Source organism: Jiangella asiatica (genome assembly GCF_004349065.1).
Lineage (GTDB): Bacteria > Actinomycetota > Actinomycetes > Jiangellales > Jiangellaceae > Jiangella > Jiangella asiatica.
Genome location: NZ_SMKZ01000015.1, coordinates 41,418 through 62,955 on the forward strand (window position 1 = coordinate 41,418; position 21,538 = coordinate 62,955).

Sequence of the window (21,538 nt, forward strand, 5' to 3'; positions counted from 1 at the left end):
GTGGGGGACGGATCTCAGTCCTCGGCGACGACGCGGATGTCCCAGGCGCTCAGGTGCAGCGGCCGGCCGGGGCCTACCGCGGCGTCGGCGAACAGGTCGGTTCCCTTCAGCAGGTCGTCCGGGAGCGTGTGCTCGTCGAAGGACCAGTTCGAGACGAACCACAGCCGCCGTCCGTCGCGTGCCCGGGCACGAGTGACGCGGACCGGCTCGGGGAGCCCCGCGCCCAGCGGCTGGACCCCGGCCGAACGCAGCACCCAGTCGCCGACCGCACGGGCCAGCGCCGCGTCCGGCAGCGTGCCGACGTACGTGACCCGCCCGGCGCCGTAGGGGTGCGAGGTGACCGCCGGGAACCGCCCGAAGTGCGGATGCGTGTAGCTCGCCAGCACCTCCGTCGACTCGTCCTCGACGACCAGCTCGTCCATCCAGCCCAGCGCCTGCGCACCGGACGCCACCTCGAACCCAGCACCGTCGCCGGCGACGCCGACCGGGGCCGCCAGGTTGGAGTACAGGTTGTAGCCGACGCCGGCCGCCTCGCGAAGCGGTCCCGGTGAGCGGACCCAGCGGGCACGCGCGTACTCGTCGGCGTACCCGGTGCGGATGGTCAGCACCAGGTGGCCGCCGTCGCGGGCGTAGTGGGCCAGTCCCTCGAGCAGCGCGTCGTCGGCCGAGTACAGCGCCGGTGCGACGACGACGGGGTACGCCGACACGTCCGCGCCGGCCCGCAGCACGACGGACTGCGCCCGGGCGTCGAAGAAGCCGCGGTAGGTGGTGTCGAAGATGCGCTCGTAGCTGCGCGGGTCTGGGCCGGCGCCGTCGGCGGTCTTCAGCGGCGGCTGGCACGCCATCGCCCAGCGGCTGTCGTAGGAGTAGAGGAACGCCACCTCGGCCTCCGGGGTCAGCCCGGTGAGGGTGTCGCCGTGCCGGGCCAGGTCGCGCCCGATGGTCGCCACCTCGTCGTAGTTGCGGTTCGGTTCCAGGTCGTGGTTGAGGATGCCGTGCGAGTAGATCTCGTGCCCGTAGTGCAGGCTGTGCCAGTGCCAGTAGGCGACCATGTCGGCGCCGCGGGAGATGGTCGAGAACGCCGCCATCCGCCACTGGCCGTCGTAGCACGGGAACACGTTGTCCGACCCGGCGATGCTGATCGGGTTCATCTCGGTGATGAAGAAGTTGGCCTTCTTGACCCCGTAGGCCATGTCCGCGCGCTGGTACAGCTGGGCCGGGCCGGTCCCCGTCGTGCGGGCGGGGTACATCGCCAGCCCGTCCACCGGCGGGTGTGCCAGGCCGTCCTGGGTGGCGTGCGGGAAGTTCTCCGCCACCACGTCCATCACGTCGCCGATGGTGTACCGGTCGGCGTCGGACTTGCCGTGGAAGCCGACGACGTCCTGGATGACGATCTGGTCCGCGCGGGCGTACTCGCGCACGATACCGACCTGCCAGGTCAGGAACTCCGTCGTCATGGCCGCCTGGAACCGCCGCCACTCGAGGTCGTAGCCGGGGCTGGTGTTGCCGGCCGGCGCCCACAGGTCGGCCCAGTCGCCCAGCCGGTGCGACCAGTACGTCAGCCCCCACAGCTCGTTGACACGATCGACCGAGCCGTACGTCCGCTTGAGATGCTCGACGAACGCATCGACGACGGCGCGGTTCTGCGCGCCCGCGGTGCCGGTCTCGTTGTCCACCTGGAACCCGATGATGCTCGGGTGCTGGGCGTAGCGCTCGAGCAGCAGCCGGGTGATCCGCTCGGCGTAGTGCCGGTAGGTCGGGTTGGTGACGTCGAAGTTCTGCCGCGCGCCGTACGGGATGGGGCGGCCGTCGCCGCGCACGGCCATGACCTCGGGGTACCGGCGGTGCAGCCACGGCGGGATCGCGTACGTCGGCGTCGTCAGGATGACCTTGATGCCGGCGGCGTGCAGCGCGTCCAGGACCCGCTCCAGCCACTCGATGTCGAACGCGCCCTCGGCCGGTTCGCACAGCGACCAGATCGAGTCGCCGATCCGGGCGTAGTCGATGCCGGCCTCGGCCATCATGCGCACGTCGTCGTCGAGGCGGTCGAACGGCTGGTACTCGAAGTAGTAGGACACGCCGTAGAGCACGAGGTTTCTCTCCTTCGCAGGTGGACGGTTCGGCCGCTGGGCGGTGCCGGTCAGCCGCGGACGGCGCCGGCGACGCCCTCGACGAAGTAGCGCTGCAGCGCCAGGAAGACCAGCACGATCGGCAGCAGTGCGATGGTCGACGCCGCGGCCATGCCGGACCAGTCGGTCATGTTCTCGCCCTGGAACGAGTAGACGCCGACGGCGAGCGTGCGCAGCTCCGGCCGTGGCAGCGTGAGCACCAGCGGGATCAGGAAGCTGTTCCACACCCTCATCAGCGAGAGGATGATCGCGGTCGCGATGGCCGGCTTGGTCAGCGGGAGCATGACCTTCCAGAAGATGCGCAGGAAGCCGGCGCCGTCGATGCGAGCCGCCTCGTCCAGCTCGTTCGGCAGCTGCCGGAAGTACCCGGCGAACAGCATGATCTGGATGACGTGCGCGCCGCCGGACTCGGCCAGGATGATGCCCCACAGCGACCCCGACAGCCCGAGCTGGTTGATCAGGTCGAACACCGGGATGATCGTGTAGCCCTCGGGCAGGAACAGCGTGGCGATCAACACCACCACGAGGACCTTCTTGCCCGGGAACGTGTACCGCCCGATGACGTAGCCGATCATCGCGGTGGTGATGGTGACGACCGCGATGGTGAACGCCGTGATGAAGATCGTGTTCCAGAAGTACGGGCCGATGTTCGCCTCGTACCAGGCCCGCGAGTAGTTTTCCCACTGCGGTTGTTCCGGCAGGACGCTGACGCTGCCGAAGATCTCGGTGTCGGTCTTCAGGGAGGCGCCGACCATCCACAGGAACGGGTAGATCCAGATCAGGCAGATCGGCAGCAGGACGATGCTGACGATGATCTCGCGCCGCCAACTGCGCCAGCCGCGGTGCTTCCTCGGCTTGGTCCCCGCCGGCTGCTGGCGACCGGCGCGCGCGGGCGCGGCCTGGCCGGACACCGTCGTCGGGACACTCATGCCTGCCCTCCCTGCTTGACGTCGCGCTGCAAGGCCGACGCCCGGCGCAGGCCCCACGCCTGCGCGAGCGTGAACACCAGGACGGTGATGCCGAAGAAGACGGCGACGGCGGAGGCGTAGCCCAGCCGCGGGGTGCTCCCGGAGGCGAAGGCCAGCCGGTAGATGTAGAGCTCGACCAGCTCGGTCGCGAACGCCGGCCCGCCGGAGGTCATCGCCTGCACGAGCGGAAACGTCTGCAGCGCGCCGACGAACGTGATGAGGACGATGACGATGCCGAACGGCATGATCAGCGGGATGGTGACGTCGCGGTGCATCCGCCAGCGCGACGCGCCGTCGACGCGGGCCGCCTCGTACAGCTCCTGCGGTACCGTCTGCAGCGCCACCAGCCAGTAGATCATCGACATGCCCATCCACTTCCAGACGAACACTCCGGAGACCGACCAGAGCGCGAGGTCGGGGTCACCGAGGAAGTCGATGGGCCGGTCGATGATGCCGATGTCGAGCAGCACCGCGTTCAGCGGGCCGTCGAACGGGTTCATGATCAACGACATGACGACGCCGACGATCGCCGTCGTCGTCACCACGGGCAGGAAGAACATGGTGCGGAAGACGGTGCGCATCCGCAGCGAGGTGTCGTTGAGCACCAGCGCCGCGAGCAGCGCCAGCGTCAGCATCACCGGGACGGTGACGAAGGTGAACGCGAACGTGCGCCCGAACGATCCCCAGAACGCCGAGTCGGCGACCGCCTCGCTGTAGTTGTCCAGCCCCACGAAGTGGCGGTCGGAGTCCAGCCCGGACCAGTCGAGGAACGAGATGTACCACGACGCGATCATCGGGTAGAGCGTGAACAGCGTCCCGAGGATCACCGAGGGCAGCATGAACGCGTAGCACCAGCGCGCGTTCCACAGTCGTTGCCGCAGCGTGCCGGCGTCGCCGCCACGGCGGGCGTCGGCCAGCTGCCGGGCCGGTCGGATGATGGCCATGCGTCTCCCCGCTCAGCGGCCCGCGTAGTCCTCGGTCGTGTAGTCCCGGGTGGGGTCCCAGTTGGAAAACACCCAGTCCTGCCGGGTCGCGGTGCTGCCGTCGCGGGTGGTGGCCTCCTGGATGGCGGCGTCGCGAGCCCGCTCGTGCCGGTCCTTCAGGTCGGTGAGCGCGGCACGGATGTCGGTGACCTCGCCGACCAGGATGCTCTGGATCACCTCGCCGAAGTTCGGGCTGGGCGCCACCTCGCGCTGGGCGACCAACGCCACGTCCGGGTTGACGATGGCCGGCTGCGGCAGCGCGGTCATGGTGTCCGCCAGGTCGAGGCAGGCGCGTGCCTGCTCGCTGTAGTCCGCGGCGCTGGCCTCGCGCGCCTCGTCGTGCATGGGCGGGTTGCCGACGCCGGTGATCTCGCCCCAGCGGGTCTGCCCGTTCAACGACGTGACATAGGCGAGGACGTGGCCGGCCACCTCCTTGACCTGACTGGTGGCCGACATCACCAGGGCGTCCGCGCCGAACGGGATGTAGCCGACGGGGAGCGGGTCGCCACCGCCCGGGGTGGGCAGCGCACCGACGCCGAACTCGAAGTCGGGGTTCTCGTTCTCCCACTGGACGGTGACCCACGGGCCGGCGAAGACCATGCCGGCGTTGCCGCGGACGACGCGCGGCCAGCACTCCGGCGCCGTCAGCGAGTTGGAGCCGGGGAACAGGCTGCCGTCGCTCTGGACGGCCAGCAACAGCTCGATGGCCTCGACGATCTCGTCGCCGGTGTGGATGAACTCGCCGGAGGGCTGCAGGATGTTGCCGGTGGCGGGCAGCCCGGCGATGCGGGCCATGTACTCGACCCACATCGAGAGCCGGCCGGGCTGGTTGATCTCGAGGATCAGCCCGTACGCCTGCCCGTCGCCGGCCTCGGTGACCTTGCGCGCGGCCTCCCGGAACGTGTCCCAGGTGAGCGGCTCGCTCTGAGGGTCGAAGCCGGCGTCGTTGACCAGCTGCTTGTTGTAGTGAACCGCCTGCTGATAGCGCTGGTCGGTGGCCAACGGCACCTGGTACAGCAGACCGTCGAAGACCTGCACGCCCTCGACTTGCAGGGTGTCCGGAAGTGCACCGCGCCACTGCTCGACGTCGGGGATGAACTCGTCCAGCGGGCTCACCCAGCCCTCGGACACCGCCTGCGCCAACGTGATCGAGCCGGGCAGCTGGATGAGGTCGTGACCCGACCCGTTGCGGAAGCCCAGCGGCACGACCTCCTCGATGCGGTTCCACGGCAGCCCGTCGTACTGGCAGGTGACGTTCTCGAACTTGGCCTGGTAGGCCTCGAAGAACGCCTCCCAGTAGGGCGCCTTGGTGTCGTTGCTGTCCACGAGCCGGAACGTGACGTCACCGGTCGGGAAGCCGCTGGGTGCGTCCGGGATGTCGAACTCGGGACCGTCACCGCCGCTGCCGCCGCCACTGGTGCCACCGCTGCTGTCACCGAATCCGCCGCCACAGCCGGCCAGGGCGGCAGCCACGCCGAGGCCGGCGCTCGCGGTCAGGAACGACCGCCGAGTGAGCCGGGCCTGTGCCTGGCGACCGAGCCGAGCCTGAGCGGAGAGGGAACGCCGCACTGTCATCGGGCCGACCTACCTTTCGAAGCTCCACGCCGAGCAATCGATTTCTAGTGGTAAGAGGTTAGACCCCCGATCTCGGCAGGGTCAATGGAGGAGAAGGGGTTTCTTCCGATCCTGCGAGGTCAGACCGGGGTCGCGAGAGGTGACGGAGCTGGGCCTGCGGTGCGATAGAGCGCCGATGCGTTCTCCGACTGCCTCGCCCGCAGCTAGGTGGTGGTGCGGCGCTTGTCCTTGTCCTCGGCGGCCAACCGGGCCAGGGCGGCGCGATGGGCGCTGCGGATGTGGGAGCGCGCCGCCCGGCCGGCGGCGGCCGGGTCGTTGCCGGCAAGCGCGTCAAGGATGCGCTCGTGCTGCGCGCGCGACTTCTCCCGCCGTCCGGGGATCAGCAGCGTCGTCTTCATGCCGGAGATGAGGATGTCGTGCAGCACATGGCTGGTCTGGCGCAGGAAGCGGTTGTCGGCGATGTCCGCGATGGTCAGGTGGAACGCGGCATCCAGCCGGGCGAGCTGCTGGAAGTCGGCGGGGTCGGCGTCGAACGCGGCGTCGAGGTCGTCGAGTATGCCGCGCAACGACTCGACCTCGGCCTCGGTGATGCGCTCGGCCGCCCACGAGGCGGCCGGCACCTCGAGCACCTCACGCATCGAGAACAGCTCGTCGATGTCGAGCTCGGGGTGGTTGAGCGCCGCGCCAAGGTCGGGCGCCTGCGGCGGCTCGGTGACGAAGACGCCGAGACCGTGCTTGACGTCGAGGCGGCCCTGGGCCTGCAGGATGCGGACCGCCTCACGCACCGACGGCCGGCTCGCGCCCACCAGCTGCGCGAGATCGCGCTCGGTGGGCAGCCGGTCACCCGGTTTGAGCTCCCCGCTGTCCAGCAGGTGCTCGATCTGCGTCACGATGCGCTGGGAGACGCTGCCCGACTCGTTAACTCGCTGCCACACCCGCAGCCACCTCCATCGACGCAGACAGCATAGACGCGTCACCACGTCCGCAGCCCGGAATCACGCCCCGGCCAGCACCAGGCCCGCGTATGCGACGCCGGCCGCGATCAGCGTCGACACCGCACCCAGCGCGGCGGACCGGCCGCCCGTGCGGATCAAGGTCCGCAGGTGGACCCCGGCGCCCAGCCCGAACATCGCACCGGCCAGCAGCAACGTCGACACCGTCTCGGCGGTGGACACCACACCCGACGGCAGTAGACCGGTGCTGCGGACCGTCGCCATCGCCAGGAAGCCGGCGACGAACAGCGGCACGACCGGCGGCCGGCGGACACCTCGTCTCGGGTCCTCGGCCGCGGCATCGGTCGCGCCGCCCGTGGCACGTCTCGCGGTGGGTTCGGCGCCTCGGTCGGCCAGTGCCACGCAGGTGACCAGCGGCGCCAGCATCACCACCCGGCCGAGCTTCGCCAGCACCGCGACGACGAGCGCGGCCTCGCCCGCGACCGCCGCCGCGGCGACCACCTGCGCCACCTCGTGCACGCTCGCACCCACCCACACGCCGAACGCCGCGTCGTCCAGGCCGAGCGGCCCCTGCAACAGCGGCAGCACCACGATGGCCAGGCTGCCGTAGAGCGTCACCAGCGCGACGCTCGTCGCGGTGTCGTCCTCGTCGGCGTCGACGACGCTGCTCATCGCCGCCACCGCCGACGCGCCACAGATGGAGAACCCGGTGGCCAGCAAGAGCGAACGGTCCCGGCCGACCCCCAGCCGCGGCCCCAGCCACCAGGTGCCCGCGAAGGTCACGACGACGGTGGCCGCCACCACCAGCAGGTGGGCCGGGCCCAGGTCCAGCAGGTCCGGCACCGCGAGCTGCAGGCCCAGCAGCACCACCCCCGCCCGCAGCAAACCCCTGGTCATCGCGGCCAGCACGGTCTGGGCGGGCCTGCTCAGCAGGTTCAGGTTGCGAGCAGTCACCCCGGCCAGCATGGCCATGGTCAGTGGGCCGACCACGCCGGCGGCCCGGCTGGCCAGGTACGCGGCACCGACCCCGGCGGCCAGCGCGATCACCGCCGGGACGGTGCCAGCTGGCCTCACGGCACGTGGCCCACGTGCAGCTCCGCGGCCGACGCGACGTTGAAGTGGCCGGCGGTGGCGGTGAGCCGGACGTACCGGGCGGTCGTCGGCGACCACGTCGCGTACTTCTGCGCCGGAGTGTCCTGCCACGATCCGGCCGCCACCTCGGTGAACGTCTGCCCGTCCGCGCTCACCTCGACGCGGTAGCTGGTGACCGTCCCGTTGAGGTTGCCGTCCTGCCGAGGCAGGTAGGCCAGGCCGCCGATGTCGTGCCCGGCACCCAGGTCGAGGGTCACGCTGGCCGGCAGCGGACCCGTCACCGCGGGCGCGGAGTGCCAGAACGTCGTGCGCTTGCCGTCGATCGCCTTGCACGGCACGTTCGGCGGGCTGTGCACGCTGCTGGCGGTGGCCGTCATGGCGTCCTGCGGCACCAGGTGGTCGAAAGCGGCCGGGGCGTCGGGCGGCAGGTCGGCCCGGTCCGGTGCCGGCGGCGTCGTCTCCAGCTCCGGTCCGGTCGCGCTCACCACGCCGAGCTCGTTGCCGGCCGCCGTCGTCTCGGCGCAGGCGTTCTCGTCGTCGGGTGCGACCAGCCGCACGTAACGGGCCGTCGTCCGGTCCCAGGCGGCCACCTTCGTGGAGCTGTCGGCGCTCCAGGTGCCATCGGCGACCAGCTCGTAGGTCTCGCCGTCGCGGCTCACGTACACCTCGTAGCTGGTGATCATCCCGTTGGTGTTGCCGTCGAGCCGCGGCTGGTAGGTCAGCGCCTGGATCGGCTGGGTGCGGCCGAGGTCGAGCGTCACCGACTGCGGGAGCCCTACCGGCGGGTTGAAGGAGGAGCTCCACATCGTCTCCGGACGGTCGTCGACGAGGTTCTCCACCTCGCGGGTCCAGCCGCGGTCGAAGCCGTGCTCGCTGGTCGCCGTCACGGTGATCTCGTCCTTGGGTACGAACCGCGGCGCCCGCGCGGTGGGTGTCACCGCGACGTCGTCGAACTGTGCCTGCTGCCAGGCGCTGACGCTCAGGGCGACGTTGCCGGTGCGCTGGGTGGTGTCGCGCACCTGGCCGAGCCGGACGCCGTCGACGTGGACGCCGAGCTCGTCGCCGTGCATGCTCAGCGCGACCTCGTGCCATTCGCCGACGCCGATGGCCTCTTCGCCGGAGGCGAGCACGACGTCGCGGCGCCCGGCGTGGTCGCGGCTGTGCAGCGCCCAGCCGTCGGTGCCGACGCGCAGGTGGTAGCCGCTGGCCTGGCTGCCCCACGACTGCCCGGACACCCGGCCGCCGACCTCGACGTACCCGGGCTCGGTCAGCATGACGTCGGCACGGACCGTGTAGTCGCCCCACCAGCGCGGATCGCCGACGAGCGTGCTCAGTGGCAGCTCACCGACCAGGCCCCAGCTGATGGGAGCCTCGGTGATCTGCTGCTGGTAACAGGTGCCGGAGCGCCCGGCCAGGCACGGAGCCGCCTCGAAGCCGCCGGCCAGGTCGGAGAAGTACCGCGCGAGCTGCCCGTGCTCGATGCCCTCGAAGTCCTCGCGGAACGGGATCGCGAGCTGCCCGGTGACGTCGGCGCTCGGCCGCGCGTCGCCCTTGGCCTGCCCGTCGGTGGTGGTGACCGAGTACACGTGTCCCGGCTCGACGTCGATGGTGGCCTGCCCGCCCTGAGGGACGACGGTGCCGACGTGGCGGAACCGGTCGGCGGGGTCGTCGGAGCCGAAGTCGGTGGACCACACCTGGAGCTCGCCGGCCGGAGCCTCGCTCAGGTCGAACGTGATGCTGCCCGGCCCGGTGGCGTCCAGGGTCTCGACGACGGCGCTGACGTCGCCGCCGTCGGGCGACAGCAGGGACACCACCGTCGCGCCGGACGACAGCCGCCGGCTGCCGGAGTCCAGGTACCGCCAGCCCGGCTGCGCGAACTGCGTGGTGTGTGCGTACGCCCAGATGCTGTCGCCGACGTCGTAGAACCCGGACCACGGCCACTCGGCCACCATCAACCCGGTGTCGGCCAGCGTGATGTTCGAGTACCAGGCGGAGATCGGGGTCCACGCCATCATCGCGGTGATGTCGGCGTCGATGTACATGCGGTTGGCGACCCGCGCGAGCGGTTCCGCCCCCGCGTCGTGCGCCATCGCGCTCAGCTCGCCGATCCACAGCGGCTTGCCCAGGTCGCGGGCGGTCTGGGTGCTCTGGCAGACCTGGTAGAGCGTGCGGTGCCCGCAGGGCGAGTGCAGGTTCGCGACGTCCACCGCGGCCCCGAACTCCGGGTTCGCGGCGAGGTCGTCGGCCACCCGCCAGCCGCGGTGCGGTTCGTCGTCGGCGGCCGCCAGCCGGACGTCCGGATGATGCTCGGCCAGTGCCCGCTCGAACGCGACGAACCAGTCCTCGTCGTAGCCGGACTCGTTCCAGCCGCCCATGTAGTCGATCTCCAGGCCCTGCTGCTCCGCGCAGTCGAGCCAGTTGATCAAGTAGTCGATGTTGTCCTGGCTCCAGAAGCCGCCCTCGAACCAGCCCGGCGCGCCCCACTGCAACCCGCTGAGGACGATGTCGGGGTTGCGCTTCCTGGCCTCCTTCATCAGCCACCACGCGTAGCCCCGGTCGCAGTCGACGTCGCCGCGGGTGCGTTCGTGGCTGGGCTCGGCACCGGACGTGGAGTTCGTGTCGGCGCCGATCTCGACCTTCAACAGCTGCAACCCCGCGCCGTAGCCGGGCTTGAACAGGTAGTCGAGGATCTGGGAGCGCTCGGGCTCGGGGTAGTCGTAGAGCAGCCGGCTGGACGCGCTGGCGCTCACCGCCCCGAGCCCGTCGAACGTCCGCCCTGGGCTCGCCGGATCGATGACGACGATGTCCTGCGTGCCCGCTGCGGCTGCCGGTGGATCGGTCGCGGCGGTTCCGTCCGCGCTGGCTGGTCCGGCTTCCACCAGCCCAACGGTCGCGACCGCCACCGCGACCAACCCGCTTGCCATCCCTGTCAACCGTCGCCGACGCCGCATGGCGCACTCCCGCTTCCGTGAGGGTCCGACATCAAAGGTCTGACCTCTGAACCCTAGAGATCAGTCGTTCGCGATGTCAATGGTCGATCGGTCACGGTGCAGGGGCGGGATTGGGTGGTTGCTGTCGTGTCGATCTGCGTCACCAGGCGATCTCGCGCCTCACCAGGCTTACAAGCATGGTGGAGCACACACGATCCTCGTGATGTCAGCGATCGTTGATGATCAAGAGGCACGGCGCACGCGAGTCTGTGCCCACACTCCCGGCGTCCCCGGTCAGCTGGTGGCGTACTCGACCAGGCGGCACAGCGTGTTGACGCCCTGGACCTGATCGATGCTGCGGACCGGTGCGGTCAGCAGCGCCGGACTGCCGACCAGGACGGCCAGCGACCTAGCACGGGAGACCGCGACGTTGAGGCGGTTGCGGTTGGCGACGAAGTCGACGCCGCGTGGGGCATCGGCGGCGGAGGAGGTGGTCAGCGAGACGATGACGACCGGTGCCTCCTGGCCTTGGAACTTGTCAACCGTGCCGACCCGGGCACGACCGTCCAGCACCGCGAGCAGCTGCCCCACCTGCGCGTTGTAGGGCGCGACCACCAGGATGTCGCGGGAGGTCAGGTCGCGCCGCACGCCGTCGGCGTCGGTCCAGAGCCGGCCGGTGAGCTGGTCGACCAGGTCGGAGACGACCGCGACCTCGGCGTCGCTGCGAACCGAGCAACCGGTGTGGGCGACAGGGAACCACCGGATCCCGGCACCGGCGAGCGGGCCGTCGCCGTGCACCTGCTGCCGCTCCAGCCCGTTGCGCGGCCCGAGCAGGCCGTCGTAGGACAGCTCGGAGACCGGGGCGCAGACGGCGGGGTGCATGCGCCACGTGGTGTCGAGGAACAGGCCGTACTCCGGCGGGATGGTGTCGTGCTCACCGAGCACGTGGTCGAGCGCGGACACGCCGGCGCCGTCGGGATGGATGCCCCGTGCCGGCTGGGGCAGCTGGCGGGGGTCGCCGAGGAGCACGACGGAGTCGGCGGCTGCCCCGGCTGCGACGGCGTTGGCCAGCGAGAACTGGCCCGCCTCGTCGACGACCAGGACGTCGACGTGGACGCCGGGCCGGGCGAACAGCCAGCCGGTGCCGGCGACCAGGTTGACCGACCCGGTGGCGAGCGCGGTCTCGACGTCGTCGTTGGACGTGGTGACCGTGACGTCGGGGTGGGCGGTGGCGTTGCCGTCGTCGGCCTTCTGGATGGCCCGGACCACCCGGCCGCGCCCGTCGGCGCCGTCGTCGGCCCTCAGCACCGCATCGAGCAGGTGCGTGATGACACGGTGGCTCAACGCGGTGATGCCCACCGTCTTGCCCGACCGCAGCAGTTCGACGACGGCGTGCGAGCCGGCGTACGTCTTGCCGGCACCGGGCGGGCCCTGGACCGGCAGCGCTCCGTAGAGTGACGGCGCCACGCGGCGCAGGGCGTCGGCGCCGCTCTCGCCCGCAAGCCGCAGCTCGACGCCGTCGGCGAGCCGGGGCTGGCGGCCGAGCAGCAGGTCACGCACGCCGCGGTAGGGCCCGTCGGCGTCGAAGCCGTGGTCGGCCACCCAGCCGCCGACGCGGCAGAGGGACGCCTCGAGCACGCCGGCCGGGATGGGGTCGGGCGCCAGCAGCCCCAGCGGATGCGGCTGCTCCTTGGCCAGTGCGCGCTTGAGCTCGACGACGCCGTTCTCGAGGTCCAGCCGGAGGATCTTGCTGGTGCCGCCGTCCGGATCGGCGTGCCCGGCCTGGTCGCCCGGGCGCAGGCGGCACTCCTGCGGCGGTATGCCGTAACGCCACACGCCGGACCGTTTCTCGGTACGCAGCAGCTCCGGCGAGTGCAGGCCGCCGAGGGTGGCGGGGTCGTCGACGAGCTCGTCGACGGCGAGCGTGCGGACCCGGAAGTACTCCCACCACTCCGCGCGGTTCTCGCGGCGGTGCCACTCGAGCAGCCCGGCCAGCAGCGCACGCGCCTGCTGCTCGGCGGTGCGGGCGGCGGGGTCGCCGGGAACACCGTCGAGCAGCTTCTCCTCGACGGCGACGAGCTCGGGGGCGCGCTCCTTGAGATGCTCGGCGGGATGGTCGGGAACGTCGGTGGGCCGCGGCACGGCATGACCGTCGTCCAGGGCCTCGGCCCGGCGGTCCTCCAGCCAGTCGCGAAGCTGCCGCGTGCTGATGCAGTCGTCGCGGTTGTAGGCCTCGATGTCGTCGAGGATGGACTGGTCGTGCTCGGCCAGCCACCGCTCGTACTCCACGATGCTCGACCCGGCGTCCTTGACCGCGGCGCCGGCGCGGCCGCGCGGATCGTAGAACCGCTCGAGGGCTTTGATGGAGTAGGACTCCGTGCCCACCCGCAGGCCCTGCCGGACTACGGCGTACAGGTCGACCAGGCGCTCGCCCCGCAGCAGGGCGTCGACCTCGTCGACGCGGGTGCCGTACCGCTGGGACAGCTCCTTGAGCCGGCTCGGCTCGTACGGCGCGTAGTGGTAGACGTGCATGCCGGGCCGGCGCTGCCAGGTGGCCATGATGTGGTCGACCACCTGCTCGAACGCGTGCTTCTCGGCGACCGCGTCGTGCGCCCACCAGGACCGGAACTCGTCGCCGACGTCGCTGATGCCCCACAGGTACTCGATGCCGTGGTCGCCGAAGAACGGGTCGCCCTCGAGGTCGAGGAACAGGTCGGCGGCGTCGGGCTCGGGCAGCAGTGTCAGGCCGCGGCGCGGCTCGACCGGCGTGACCAGCTGGTACGGAGGCACCTCCTGCGAACGGGCGGCGATCTGCAGCCGCGCCTGGGTGGCCAGCTTGCGCTTGGTGGACGCACCGACTCGCGGGACGGCGGCGAGCTCCTGCGCGGACGCGGACGCCAGCGCGTCGACGGTGTCGATGCCGGCCGCACGCAGGGCCGCGCGCTGGTCGCGGCGCAGGAACGGCACGAGGACGAGGTCGTCGTCGGCGCGCCACCGGGTGTCGCAGGTGTCGTGCCACGGGCAGATGGCGCAGTGGTTGACCCGCAGCGGGTAGGTCTGCGGCGGGTCGGCCAGCCACTGCCCGTACTCGCGCATGGCATGCCGGGCGTAGGCCGCGACGTCGACGTACGCGACGCTGACCCGCAGCCGGTTGCCGAGGATGACGGTGAGCGTCTGCGGCGGCACGCCCTGGAGGTGCTCCAGCCGCTGGGCGTACACGGCCATCTGGAGCAGCGCGGACGCCTTGACCTGGCGCGCCAGCTTGGTGTCGGCGATGTCGTACGACCACGGGCCGAGGTGGCTCGGGTGCTCGTCGTTGCGGATCAGGAAGTCGGCGTACCCGCGCCAGCGGCCGTCGTAGAAGGTGGCCTGGAAGATCCGGTCCGCACCGTCCTTCATGGCGGTGAGAGTGAGGTCCTCGGCCTCGGCCGGCCCGACCGAGCGCGGGATGCTGACCACCCGGTGCGTGGCGGACATCTCGGCCAGGACGGCGGCCTCGTGCTCGTCGCCGCGCCGGCGAACGACGCCGGCGGCAGGGTCGTCGCCGGTGGGCCGCGGACGCCGGCCCTCGGCGACTTCACGGTTCAGCGTGGTGAGGTGTGGGCATTCGAGATGGGCGACCAGGTCGGTCGGGCTCAGGACCAGATGTCCGGCGACGACGTACATGCTCACCCCTTCTGTCGATCCAAGACTGCCGCATGCCACCGACAGAATCCGTCAGCCGGCCAGCGAGCGGATGATCAGAGTCGTGGCCGACAGCGCGCAGACGACCATGACGACCACCCGCAGCAACGGGCCGTCGATTCTCCGACGCACGACGAGGGCGACGGCGAAAGCGGCGACCAGAAGCGGAGCGAGCGACAACGCCGTCGTGGTCTGGGCCATGGTCAGCTCGCCCACCACGGCGAGGGCGATCAGCGACACGGCCACGCCGACCACGAAGTAGACGCCGAGCGTCGCGCGCACGCGCGGTCCCAGTTCACGCTGGTACACCAGCGCGAGCGGCGGCCCGCCGATGGACGTCGCCGTGCCGGTGATGCCGGATAGCACACCGGCGGTGACCAGCACCGACGGACGCATCGGCAGCCGGAACGTCCGCAGCGTCAGCGCAACCGCGAGCAGGATGACCACGCCGATCGCGACGCCGAGTGCCCGGGCCGAGATCACCGTGACCACCCAGGCGCCCACCGCCGTCGCCGGCAGCCGGCCCAGCAGCGCCCACCGCAAGCCCCACCAGTCGACCTCCGCCCACTCGCGGGCGAGCGTGAACAGCGGGAGCACCAGGGTCAGCCACAGCAGGCCGCCGGGCATCAGCTCGGGCGCGACCAGCGCGATCACCGGCGCGGCGACCAGGCCCAGGCCCAGCCCGACGCAGCCCTGGATCACCGTGCCGGCGAACACCGCGACGGCCAGTACCACCATGATGTCTACCGGTGGCATCCGGCTCCAGTCGCGATCACGCCGCCCAGTCTTCCAGTGCCGCCGGTGTGGTTCGATGGCGTCAGCCGCGGGCCCGGGCGACGGCGGCCGCGACGACGGCAGTGTTGGCGGCGACCAGCTCCAGGCACTCCGCGGCGGTGGCCGTGCTGGGCGACGAGACCTTCACACCGACGTAGCGCAGCTCCGGCGCGGCGACGGCCGCGGTCACGCACGCCGTCACCTCGTCCGCCGTGAGGAGGCTGCTGGCCGCCTCGGCCGCGACCGGCACCGTTGCCGACCAGTCGCGGATGGGCGCGTGCAGGTCGGCCCAGGCCTGGCCGTCGAGGGTGTCGTCGGCGGACGCGCCGGAGAAGATCAATCCGTCCAGGCGACCGGCGGCGACGACGGAGGCCAGGTGCTCGCGCGGCGTCGCGGCACTGCGCCCCTCGATGGCGGAGCGGCCCCAGTTCACGACAACGCCGAGGCCGAGCTCGGCCGCGAGCTTCACCTCGTCGGCCAGGTCGAGGAAGCCCTTCGCGGGCTCGTGGGCGTCGGAGTGCGCGTCGGAGTGCTCGATCATGAGCCGGACGCCGCCCCAGTCCCAGGCCGCGATCTCCTCCAGCGACGCCCGGAACGCGTCGGCGGACGTGAGCGGATGCCGCGGCGCGGAGTGCAGCTCGATGCCCGTGAAGCGGCCGCCGGAGCCGCCGTTGACCTGCGCCATGAACTCCCACGCGCGCCGCAGCAGGTCGATCGCCGCGCGCCGCCCGTCGCCGTCGGCGGAGGCCAGGCCGCATTCCGGCGCGGACCCGAGCGTCATGATGGTCGCCGGGATCATGGTCAGTACGTGGCTCGTCGACGGGTCGGCGGCGCGCAGGTAGGCGAGGTCGTTCCATGGGGAGTCCGCGCCGATGTAGGGCACCTCGAGCCCGTCGACGCCCGGCAGCGCCAGCACGTCCTCGACGTAGCGCCGGAAGCCGGCGCCTGCGCCGATGTCCCGGGGAGCGGCCGCGTATGCACCGACGATCACCGACATGAGGTCTCCTCGCTGATGTTTGGTGGAGACCAGCGTAAAACGATGTGCCATGTCCCTGTCTGGCCGGGTCCGTCCAGTCACGACGGCGGCCCGGCGCCGCCGGGCGGGCCGTCCCCGTCGGGCGGGCCGTCCCCGTCGGGCGGGCGATCACTGTCGGGCCGGCCGCCGCCGTTGCGGGGGGTCCAGTGGCCCATCAGCGCCGCGGCGAGGAAGGCGACCACCCCGGCCGCGACGATGGCGGTGCCGAGCGTGGCCACCGCGGTGACGACGCTGACGAGCACCGGGCCGGCGCCGTTGCCGAGGTCGGCGAAGAGGCGCCACGCGCCGAGGAACGTCGCGCGGCTGACGGCGGGCGACACGTCGGACCCGATGGTCATGATGATCCCGCTGCCCAAGCCGTTGCCGAGCCCCATCAGCATGGCGACCGCGGCGAACGTGGCGGCACCGCCGGTGAGCGGCAGCACCACCAGCGACATCCCGAGGACCGCCATCGACGAGACGACCACGCCGCGCCGGCCGAGCCGGTCCATCGCCAGGCCGGCGGGGTAGAACATCAGCATCTCGACCGCGCCGGACAGCCCGAACAGCAGGCTGGTCGTGGCCGGGTCGAGGCCGACGTGCTCGCCCCACAGCGGGATCGCCACCTGCCGCGACGCCCGTGCCGCACCGACCAGCAGCGCGCCGACACCGAGCGTGCGCAGAATCGGCAGGTGCCGCCGGATGACCCGTGCGGTGCTGTCGCGCCGCGACGCCGAGCCCGCCGCGTCAGCCCCACGGCCGGCCGGCACCGGCGGTTCACGCACCACCAGTAGTACGACGCCGGCCGCGATCGCCGCCACGACATGCACCCAGTAGCCGCCGACGACACCCAGCCACGGCATCACGGCCGCGGCCAGGAACGGCCCGGTGAAAAGCCCGATGCGCTGCATCCCGCCGAGCGTCGACAGCGCACGGCCGCGCAGCTCGAACGGGATCGCCTCGGTGACGTAGGCGTGGCGGGCCAGCCCGAACACCGACGACGACACCCCGATGGCGATCATCGCGACCGACAGCACGACTACGGATGACGCCAGGATGCAGGCGGCGAGCGCGACCAGCACCACGCCCAGCGCGAGCAGCATCGCCCGCCGCTCCCCCAGCCGGACCGCCAAGAGCCCCGCGGGTAGGTCACCGGCGATCTTGCCGACGCCGAGCAGCGCCACGACCAGGCCGGCCATCGCGACCGAGCCGCCGAGCTCCCGCGCGGAGAGCGGGATGACCGGCGCGATCGCTCCCTGCCCGATGCCGAACAACAGCGACGGGAGGTACACCGACGGGCCGATCGACCAGATGCCGACCTGTGGCCGGCCGGTCAACGCCGATTCCGTCGCACGTGCGTCCTCTCCGTCCCTGGCCAGGGTCCCGCCGTGGATATTCAATCAGGCCGCTCCGTCCACGCCGTCCCACGCGTTCCGCACCACCAGGACAGCGCCCGCCGGCGAATCCCAGCGGGCGCCAAAACCTCGTGACAGGGGCCGGGTGCCGAGGGGATGGTGGAGGCGTGCGGATGTCGTGGCCGGTGCTGGTCGAAGAATGGCAGTTCGAGTGCTGCGGCGAGCCGTTCGCGGTCGGCGACCTCGTCCAGTGGCAGCTGTCGTTGGTCACCGATCTCGACCGGCCGGACGACGCGTCCATCACCGTCGACGGCGTCGCGCGCGGGACCGACCCTGGCGGCATCGGCCCGGCCGGCGCGTTCCTGGACATCGGGACGGCGACGGTGTTGCTGCGGCCGCCGCGACCGGCCGGGCCCGCCACGGTGACCGGTGTGTTCGCCGAGGACCACCACGGACTGGTGCCGGAGGCGCTGCCGGCGGTGACCGGGCGCATCATCCGGGTCCGCGAGATCAGCGCGGAGTTCCAGGAGCGGGACCGGGTTCGCTGGCCGGTGTCCGGCACGTGGCAGCTGACCGACCTCCGCGGTTTCGCCGACCGGTCGCAGAGCTCGATCACCGCGCGGCGGGCCACCGTCGACCTCCTGGTCGATCTGGCGGTCGACGTCTGAGGGTTCCGACCGCCATCATGACGGCCATGACAGCGACGGGGCGAGTGCTCGAGGTCGACACCTGGCTGAACGACGAGGCGGCCGCGGCGGGGACCGTGGTCGAGTGCCACCCGGAGATCTCGTTCGCCGAGCTGAACGGCGGCCTGCCCGTCCCGTACGGCAAGAAGACCTGGGCCGGTCACCACCTGCGCCGCGACCTGCTCGAGAAGGCCGGCATCGTCGTTCCGGCCGATCTCGGCACGGCGGGTGAGCGGGGTGCACCCGACGACGTCCTCGACGCCGCCGCGGCGGCGTGGACCGCCCGGCGGGTGGCGACGGGGGCGGCACGGTCACTCCCCGACCGGCCCGAGCCGTTCGGCGACCGCCGCGCCGCGATCGTCTACTGACCCCGGTCCGGCCGCGCCCGGGCCGAGCGCACCACCGTCACGCCGCCGATCCTGCCGGAAACGGGTCGAGCTGTGTCCATCGGCGGGCGTATTGTCCGTTTTCACAGGGGGTGCCATCGGCAAAACGGGGGCCGATCATGCCAAACACCGTCACGAACGCGTCCCTACCAGCGGCACTGGTGGCGCTCGTCGACAAGTACGCGAACGTCCAGCCGCGACCGGTCCGCTTCCGACCGGCGACGTGGCAGCAGGCGCTCGTCGCCGCCCGGCCGCGGTTGCGGGTGGCCACGCTGCTGCGCGACGCCGCGTTCACCGAGCCGATCGCCGGGTCCAAGGCCGGCGACCGCACCGTCGCCAGGGACGCCGCCCTGAGTGCCTGCGCCACCATGGACCTCGGCGACGAGAAGGAGGTGCTCCAGGCGTTCGTCCTCACCATGGCCTGGAGCTCCGAGGGAGTCGGCAACCAGAGCCTTCGCGCGACGGCGCGCGCGGTGCGCAACCCCGAGCGCGCGCACCGCGTGCTCGCCGATTCCGCGCGTCGCCTGCGCTCCGCCGAGTCCCTCCGCGACGGCACGCTCGAGGCCAACCACCGGGCCTGGTCGCTGTGGGCGGTCGGTCAGTCGTTCGCCAGCCGGTGGTGGAGCCTCGCCGGCTACGTGCCGGGCCGGAGCTGGCAGCCGCTGGTGCTGGACGAGCGGGTCTACGCGTCGCTGAACCGGACGCTCATGATCGGCGGCACGACGCGGCTGGCCAGCTCGCGCCGGCGCGCGGACCGCTACCGTGCCTACGTCGAGACCTTGCACCGCTGGGCGGTCGAGCTGGGCATCGAGGGCCGCCGCGTCGACGCTGCGCGCATCGCGTTCGTCCTCGGCCTGCACAACGGGGCGGTAGTACCGACGAGATAACAGGAAGACACCTTTCCCATCGTTCGCCTGACCCGGACGGGCATCTGCGCAATCATGGTCAAATACCGCAACGACGCGGGCCGTTCCGCGGGGTAGGTCGCCAGCTGTCGACGTCGATCCCGGCACACCGTGGTGAGGAAGGACTGACGTGACGACTCATCCTGCGCTCGACGCCGAGCAGCAGAACCTCGACCGCGCCTACACCCTCCTCGGTGACGACGCGCCGGTCGACCAGCCGCTGGTCTTCGGCCGCATCGACGACCACAGCGGCTCCCGCTACGTCGGCCGCCAGCCGGTCGCCGCCGGGTCCGGGAATGTCGCCGTCGTCGCGTGGCACGACCCAGCGGCCGGACCGTTCTACGAGACGTCCGCGACCGACCTCGGCACCGCGCAACTGAAGCGCATCCTCACCGTCAGCGGCCGGCAGGTCATCGCTCTGCACGACGAGATCGCCGACGGCAGCGCCTTCGACGTCACGTCCAGCCAGGCCAACCGGCCGATGGTCGGCAAGGTCGTGGTCGCCGCGCTGGAGCAGTTCCGCACCGGCACCATCGGCGACGCCACCGCCACCCTGCGACCGGAGCAGTACCGCATCATCCGCGAACCTGCCGCCGGCGTCCTCGTCGTCCAGGGCGGACCGGGGACCGGCAAGACCGTCACCGCCTTGCACCGAGCCGCCTGGCTCGCCGCGAACGACGAGGAGGTCCGCGCGGGCGGGGTGCTCGTCGTCACGCCGACGGTGGCGCTGCGCAGCTACGTCGCCAACGTCCTGCCGTGCCTCGGCTTCGACGCGGTCACCGCGGACGTAGCGTCGCTCTACGACGGCGATGCCAGCCTGCGCGGACGCGACACCGCCACGGAGACCGCCCGGGTCAAGGGGTCGGCGGTCATGGCCGTCGTGCTGCGTCGGCTGGTCGAGAGCCAGGACGGGCCGTCCACCCCGGAGAATCTGCTGCGCACCCTGCTGGGCCGCCCGGCGCTGCTGGACCGCCTCGCCGACGACCTGCTCAAGGCCGGCCAGCAGGAGGCGTTGCGCCGCGAGCCGGCACCATCGGTCGCCGCGGAGCCGTGGACCGTCGACGACCTCGTCCTGCTCGACGAGCTGGCGCACCTGCTGGGTCGGCAGGCGCCCACCTACCGGCACGCCGTCGTCGACGAGGCGCAGAACCTGTCGCCCATGCAGGCCCGCGCCGTCGCCCGCCGGTGCCGCTCCGTCACCCTGGCCGGCGACCTCGGCTTCTCCACCGGGCCCGGCAAACACGACTCCTGGGCCGAGCTGACCAGCTACTTCGCCGCTGAGTCGCGTGAGGCCACGCTCACCCTCGGCTACCGCGTGCCGCGGCCGGTGGTCGAGCTCTCGCGGCGGCAGCTCCCGGACGGGGCCAGCGCGCTCACGGTGCCGGGGTCGCTGCGCGACGGCCTGGGCAACCCACTGGTCCGCCGGGTCGATCCCGACGACGTCGTCCCGGTCGCGCTCTCGGCCGCCGATGCTGCCGCGGGCACCGGCTTCAAGGTCGGCGTCGTCGTCGCCGCCCACCGCTACGACGCCACCATGCGCTACTGCAGTGCATCCGGGCTCAAGGTCGGCGACGGGCGCGACGGCGACCTCGGCCTGCCAGTCACGCTGCTCCCCGCCGACATGACGAACGGCCTCGAGTTCGACGCGGTCGCCCTGGTGGCGCCAGACGAGATCGCCGACGGGACGGAGCTCGGCCGGCGCCGGCTCTACGTCGCCATGACGCGGTGCACCCAGTCGCTGGCCATCTTCCACTCCGAGCCCATGCCGGCGGGCTTGGAGCACCTGGACCGCAAGCCGTCGCCGGCGCGGGAGCCCGAGGTCGAGCACCGGCCCAAGCCGGCCGCCACCGACGACCTGTTCGAGCTGTTCAACCTGCTCCGCGACGACGACCGCATGCTGGTCGAGGTCATGATCCGCCGGCTGCTGCGCGACTCGCTGGAACGGAACGACTGAGAAGGCCGCCTCGCGCTCCTGGGGAATTGCCGAACTCGAGAGCTACACCGCTTCCTGAGTTCACCTAGCGAAACGGCGCCCACAATCCACTCCTGTCTACTCGGGAGACTGGGCCTTGCGGCAATTCAGTACCGCCATTTCGGTGCACA

15 protein-coding genes are annotated in these 21,538 nt (G+C 71.7%); 4 read left to right on the forward strand and 11 right to left on the reverse strand.

Translation table 11 applies throughout. The annotated features are described in order from the left end of the window. Positions 1-14: 14 nt before the first annotated feature. From E1269_RS12380 to E1269_RS12430, 11 genes are all read right to left on the reverse strand, one after another. The gene (locus E1269_RS12380) at positions 15-2,090 is read right to left on the reverse strand and encodes a beta-galactosidase (protein ID WP_162606375.1); all 2,076 of its coding nucleotides are present in this window, start codon (positions 2,088-2,090) and stop codon (positions 15-17) included. Positions 2,091-2,140: 50 nt separating this feature from the next. Further along, positions 2,141-3,058 carry a carbohydrate ABC transporter permease gene (locus tag E1269_RS12385; protein WP_131894863.1) on the reverse strand — a complete coding sequence of 306 codons (918 nt, stop codon included), beginning with the start codon at positions 3,056-3,058 and terminating at the stop codon, positions 2,141-2,143. Continuing rightward, positions 3,055-4,041 (reverse strand): carbohydrate ABC transporter permease, encoded by a 987-nt coding sequence (locus E1269_RS12390; protein WP_131894865.1) that lies wholly within the window; start codon positions 4,039-4,041, stop codon positions 3,055-3,057. The genes E1269_RS12385 and E1269_RS12390 overlap by 4 nt, the downstream gene beginning before the upstream one ends. Before the next feature lie 12 nt (positions 4,042-4,053). After that, the gene (locus E1269_RS12395; RefSeq protein WP_131894867.1) at positions 4,054-5,655 is read right to left on the reverse strand and encodes an ABC transporter substrate-binding protein; all 1,602 of its coding nucleotides are present in this window, start codon (positions 5,653-5,655) and stop codon (positions 4,054-4,056) included. 203 nt (positions 5,656-5,858) lie between these two features. Beyond that, positions 5,859-6,590: a FadR/GntR family transcriptional regulator gene (locus E1269_RS33790; protein ID WP_203433426.1), complete on the reverse strand. Its 732-nt coding sequence runs from the start codon at positions 6,588-6,590 to the stop codon at positions 5,859-5,861. Between the two features lie 60 nt (positions 6,591-6,650). Beyond that, entirely contained in the window at positions 6,651-7,655 is a 1,005-nt protein-coding gene (locus E1269_RS12405) for a YeiH family protein (RefSeq protein WP_203433428.1), read from the reverse strand. A gap of 23 nt (positions 7,656-7,678) precedes the next feature. Then, positions 7,679-10,579, reverse strand: coding sequence for a discoidin domain-containing protein (locus E1269_RS12410; RefSeq protein ID WP_162606376.1), 2,901 nt, complete (start codon positions 10,577-10,579; stop codon positions 7,679-7,681). 345 nt (positions 10,580-10,924) lie between these two features. Beyond that, entirely contained in the window at positions 10,925-14,296 is a 3,372-nt protein-coding gene (locus tag E1269_RS12415; RefSeq protein WP_131894873.1) for a TM0106 family RecB-like putative nuclease, read from the reverse strand. Positions 14,297-14,347: 51 nt separating this feature from the next. Beyond that, positions 14,348-15,070, reverse strand: a complete 723-nt coding sequence (locus E1269_RS12420; RefSeq protein WP_131894874.1) for a sulfite exporter TauE/SafE family protein — start codon at positions 15,068-15,070, stop codon at positions 14,348-14,350. A 61-nt stretch (positions 15,071-15,131) separates the two neighbouring features. Continuing rightward, the gene (locus E1269_RS12425; protein WP_162606377.1) at positions 15,132-16,085 is read right to left on the reverse strand and encodes a DUF4862 family protein; all 954 of its coding nucleotides are present in this window, start codon (positions 16,083-16,085) and stop codon (positions 15,132-15,134) included. A gap of 77 nt (positions 16,086-16,162) precedes the next feature. After that, positions 16,163-17,440 (reverse strand): MFS transporter, encoded by a 1,278-nt coding sequence (locus tag E1269_RS12430; RefSeq protein ID WP_131894879.1) that lies wholly within the window; start codon positions 17,438-17,440, stop codon positions 16,163-16,165. A gap of 191 nt (positions 17,441-17,631) precedes the next feature. Between E1269_RS12430 and E1269_RS12435 the strand changes: the two genes are divergently transcribed. The 4 genes from E1269_RS12435 to E1269_RS12450 all read left to right on the forward strand — a co-directional run bounded on the left by E1269_RS12435 (position 17,632) and on the right by E1269_RS12450 (position 21,389). Then, the gene (locus tag E1269_RS12435) at positions 17,632-18,126 is read left to right on the forward strand and encodes a DUF6578 domain-containing protein (RefSeq protein ID WP_338033571.1); all 495 of its coding nucleotides are present in this window, start codon (positions 17,632-17,634) and stop codon (positions 18,124-18,126) included. 26 nt (positions 18,127-18,152) lie between these two features. Continuing rightward, entirely contained in the window at positions 18,153-18,512 is a 360-nt protein-coding gene (locus tag E1269_RS12440; RefSeq protein WP_203433430.1) for a DUF429 domain-containing protein, read from the forward strand. Between the two features lie 137 nt (positions 18,513-18,649). Then, a complete protein-coding gene (locus E1269_RS12445; protein ID WP_131894885.1) occupies positions 18,650-19,417 on the forward strand; it encodes an 8-oxoguanine DNA glycosylase OGG fold protein in 768 nt (255 codons plus the stop codon). 148 nt (positions 19,418-19,565) lie between these two features. After that, on the forward strand, positions 19,566-21,389 hold the full coding sequence (locus tag E1269_RS12450) for an AAA family ATPase (RefSeq protein ID WP_131894887.1): 1,824 nt from the start codon (positions 19,566-19,568) through the stop codon (positions 21,387-21,389). The last annotated feature ends 149 nt before the right edge of the window (positions 21,390-21,538 follow it).